Source organism: Aeromicrobium sp. (genome assembly GCF_036676885.1).
In the GTDB taxonomy this organism is placed as follows: domain Bacteria; phylum Actinomycetota; class Actinomycetes; order Propionibacteriales; family Nocardioidaceae; genus Aeromicrobium.
On the sequence record NZ_JAKFCB010000232.1, the window covers coordinates 1 to 4081 of the forward strand.

Sequence of the window (4081 nt, forward strand, 5' to 3'; positions counted from 1 at the left end):
GGCTGGTCGTGCCCCTTCCTCGCCGTCTCGGACGCCGTCGGCAAGGTGTTCTGTGGCAATCACCGGGGTGAGATCGACGAGCGCGACCTCACGACGGGTCTTCAGACCGGCAACTCCCGGGAGCCGCCGATCGGCGGAGCGGGCGACCTCGCGGTCAGTGCAGACGGACTCGAGCTCATCGCCTTCAGCGAGCAGGCGGTGGTGTTGTCCAGATGGCACCTGGACGACTCCGGTCTCGCGGCCCGCCTGACCGCCGACAGCAAGCACCTCCTGGTCGACACTCCGGACGGTAGCCGGCAGGTGTTCCTCGAGAAGGAGAATCTGCTCATCGCGGCATGCCAGGTGGCAGGACGGAACCTCACGAAGGCGGAGTGGCAGAACTACATCGGCGCTGACCGCCCATACCGCAGGACCTGCCAGCCGTACGAGAAGCGGCTATTCGTCGGCGGATGAGAGCTGCGAGGCGGCGGCCTCGTCGAGGAGCCACGCCGTCTCGGTACGCCCGTGGGCTCCGCGGGCGGGTGTGTCGTCGAGCGTGCCGTCGCCCAGAGCGCGAGCGACCGCCTCGGCCTTGCCCTCGCCGGCGACGATGAACCACACCGCGTCGGAGTTGTTGAGCGCGGGGAACGTCAAGGTGATGCGTACGGGCGGCGGCTTGGGGGAGTCGAACACCTCGACCGCCAACCGCTTCGACTCGTGCAGCTGCGCGAAGCCGGGGAACAGCGACGCGACGTGCCCGTCGGGGCCGACTCCCAGCAGCGTGACGTCGAACGGCTCGGCCGGGAGCGCTGCGGCGTACTGATCGGCGGCTTCGGCCGTGCTGAGGTCGCACCCGTGCGCGGGCATCGAGTGGATGCTCGACGCAGGTACGCCCAGGCGGTCGAGGAACGCATCGCGCGCCTGTTGGTCGTTGCGGTCGGCGTGACCCTCGGGGACGAACCGCTCGTCGCCCCAGTAGAAGTCGACCTGCGTCCAGTCGACGAGCTCGCTCTCGATCAGCTGGTAGGCGTCGATCGCGATCGTCCCGCCGGTCAGCACGACGCTGGGCCGGCGGCCCTCGGCCTGGAGCAGTGCGATCCGGCCGGTCAGCCGCTCGGCGATCGCCGCAGCCAGCGCCGGGGCGTCGGGGTAGACCTCTTCGCCCAGGGTCATACGTCCGCCAGCATGTGCTTGATCGTCGCTTCGTAGACGTCGTCGGCATCGAGACGGCGGAGGTCCTCCGCCAGCAGCTCGGCGAGCGAGCGCGGGCCGAGCGGCACCTCGCGGGGCGAGGAGCCGGGCACGCTGAAGTGGCACGAGTGGTCGGTGATCCGCTCGATCAGCACGTCGCCGTCGGGCGTGTGGAGGACGACCGACATGATCTGCGCCCCGGTGTCGCTCTTGCGGGTCTTGATGTCGACGCCGAGGCGGCTCTCGAGCCAGGCGACCAGCAGGGTCGCCGCGGGGTTGCCGCTGCCGGCGACGACGGTCCCTCCGGTCACCCTGCCGTCGGACTGGTCGAGCGCCGCAGCCAGCAGCGCGCGCCACGGCGTCAGGCGAGTCCACGACAGGTCGGTGTCGCCGGGAACGTAGTGGCGGGCCACGTTCTTGAGCGAGCGGATGGGCGAATCCGTCGCCTCCGCGTCGGTGAGCCGGCGACGGGCCAGCTGGCCGATCGCGTCCTGCGAGGGGTCCGTGGGCGGCTTGCCGGGCCACCAGACGACGACGGGGGAGTCGGGCAGCAACAGGGGCAGCACGACGGACTCCGCGTGCTTGGTGAGCTCGCCGGAGATGCGCAGCAGGATCGACTCTCCGGAGGAGTTCTCGCCGACCCGGACCTTGGCGTTGAGCTCGGCGGCACCGCGGCCGTCACCGAGGATCACGCCGATGACGCGCGACGGGTGCTCGCGCGACAGCGTGGTGGCAGTCTTGAGCGCCTCGCCGACGTTGTCGTCGTCGGTCACGACGAGCAGCGTGAGCACCATGTCCATCGCCGGGCTGCCGGCCGCCACACGCGCCTTGACCATCGCGCGGGCGATGCGGGACGAGTTGGTCTTCTCGAGTGCGATCTCCATGTGGGTGCGCCTCTCTATCCGGCTCGATCAGGGAGCGGCGCATCCGCGCCCGGCTGGCAAGGCCGAGGAGGGAGACGCACCGGGGTTGTGCGGCGACCGACGAGAACGCCGCCAGACGGGATGCGGGGTGCCGCGAGCCGGGCCGGGTAGAGAGACGTACCCACTAAGGACGCCTCCAGGTACGGCCGTCGCGCGCGAGCATCTTGTCGGCCGACTCAGGGCCCCAGGTGCCGGACGGGTAGGTGTCGATGGTCTTCTGCCGGTCCCAGTGCTCGATCACGGGGTCGAGGATCTTCCAGGACAGCTCGACCTCCTCGTGCTGGGGGAAGAGCGGTGGGTCGCCCAGCAGCACGTCGAGGATCAGGCGCTCGTACGCCTCGGGGCTGCTCTCGACGAACGCGCCGCCGTAGGCGAAGTCCATGTTGACGTCGCGGATCTCCATCGTGGTGCCGGGGACCTTGGCGCCGAAGCGCAGCGTCACACCCTCGTCAGGCTGGATGCGCATCACGAGCGCGTTCTGACCGAGCTCTTCGACGTCGTTCTTGTTGAACGGCTGGTGCGGGGCGCGCTTGAACACCACGGCGACCTCGGTGACGCGACGGCCGAGGCGCTTGCCGGCGCGGAGGTAGAACGGCGTGCCGGCCCAGCGCCGGGTGAGGACGTCGATGCGCATCGCGGCGTAGGTCTCGGTCATCGACGACTGCGGGATGCCGTCCTCCTCCTTGTAACCCAGGACCTGCTCACCACCGGCCCAGCCGCCGACGTACTGCGCGCGAGCCGTGTGCAGGTCCATGCGCGCCGGAGGACGGGCGTTGGCGAGGATCTTCTGCTTCTCGATGCGCAGCGACGACGCGTTGAACGAGACCGGCTCCTCCATCGCGATGAGCGCCATGAGCTGCAGCAGGTGGTTCTGGATGACGTCACGGGCCGCCCCGATGCCGTCGTAGTAGCCGGCGCGCGAGCCGATGCCGATGTCCTCGGCCATCGTGATCTGCACGTGGTCGACGTAGTGGTTGTTCCAGATCGGCTCGAACATGCCGTTGGCGAAGCGGAACGCCAGGATGTTCTGGACCGTCTCCTTGCCGAGGTAGTGGTCGATGCGGAACACCGAACGGCGCGGGAAGACCTCGGCGACGATGCGGTTGAGCTCCTCGGCCGACGTGAGGTCGTGGCCGAACGGCTTCTCGATGACGACCCGGCGCCAGCCCTCCGACGACTCGGCGAGGCCGTGCTTCTTGATCTGCGAGACCACGACCGGAAAGAGGCCCGGCGGGATCGACAGGTAGAACGCGTGGTTGCCGCCCGTGCCCTGCTGCTGGTCGAGCTCGGCCATGGTCCTGCCGAGCCGCTCCCACGCATCGTCGTCGTCGAACTCACCGGGTACGAATCGGATGCCGGCGGCGAGCTGCTTCCAGACCGTCTCGCTCCACGGCGTACGCGCGCCGTCCTTGGCCGCCTGCTTGATCATGCTGGCGAACTTCTCGGTGCCGAAGTCCTGGCGGGCGAAGCCGACCAACGCGAATCCAGGCGGCAGGAGGCCGCGGTTGGCCAGGTCGTAGATCGCGGGGACCAGCTTCTTCTTGGCCAGGTCGCCCGTGACGCCGAACAGGATCAGGCTGCACGGCCCGGCGATGCGGGGGAGCCGGCGATCCTTCGGATCTCTCAGCGGGTTGTCGACCAGGCTCATGCCGACGCCCCCTCGAAGAAGCAATCGTGAGCGGGCGCCGGTATGAGATGCATTCGTTTCGCGCCCCCTGCTCGCAGGGCTCGCGGGGGGACCCCCAGCTGACGCTCGCTCATGCGGAAAAGGCCTCACGGAGGCGCTGGAGACCGGCCTCGACGTCGTTGAGGTGCAGCCGCAGCACGGGACGACCGTGCTCGCGCAGCACGGCGGCGTCGCCGGCAGCCTGCGAGTCGATGAAGGTGCCGAAGGTGAAGTCCCGACCCGGCACCGCGAGGTCCTCGGCGGGCGTGCCCGTGATCTGCAGGAACACGCCGTTGGGCGTGCCGCCCTTGTGGTACTGGCC

4 protein-coding genes and 1 pseudogene are annotated in these 4081 nt (G+C 69.4%); 1 reads left to right on the forward strand and 4 read right to left on the reverse strand.

What is annotated here, in order from left to right; genetic code table 11:
- Positions 1 to 453: hypothetical protein (locus V6M46_RS10290; RefSeq protein ID WP_332664504.1), on the forward strand; the 453-nt coding region annotated here is incomplete at its 5' end.
- On the opposite strand, the gene pgl is transcribed toward V6M46_RS10290, so the two are convergent.
- From pgl to V6M46_RS10310, 4 genes and pseudogenes are all read right to left on the reverse strand, one after another.
- Positions 436 to 1152, reverse strand: a complete 717-nt coding sequence (gene pgl / locus V6M46_RS10295; protein ID WP_332664506.1) for a 6-phosphogluconolactonase — start codon at positions 1150 to 1152, stop codon at positions 436 to 438. The genes V6M46_RS10290 and pgl overlap by 18 nt on opposite strands.
- A complete protein-coding gene (locus V6M46_RS10300) occupies positions 1149 to 2054 on the reverse strand; it encodes a glucose-6-phosphate dehydrogenase assembly protein OpcA (RefSeq protein WP_332664509.1) in 906 nt (301 codons plus the stop codon). The genes pgl and V6M46_RS10300 overlap by 4 nt, the downstream gene beginning before the upstream one ends.
- 163 nt (positions 2055 to 2217) lie before the next feature.
- Positions 2218 to 3741 carry a glucose-6-phosphate dehydrogenase gene (zwf, locus tag V6M46_RS10305; RefSeq protein ID WP_332664511.1) on the reverse strand — a complete coding sequence of 508 codons (1524 nt, stop codon included), beginning with the start codon at positions 3739 to 3741 and terminating at the stop codon, positions 2218 to 2220.
- A 109-nt stretch (positions 3742 to 3850) separates the two neighbouring features.
- Positions 3851 to 4081, reverse strand: a pseudogene (locus V6M46_RS10310) (glucose-6-phosphate isomerase); the annotation flags it as partial.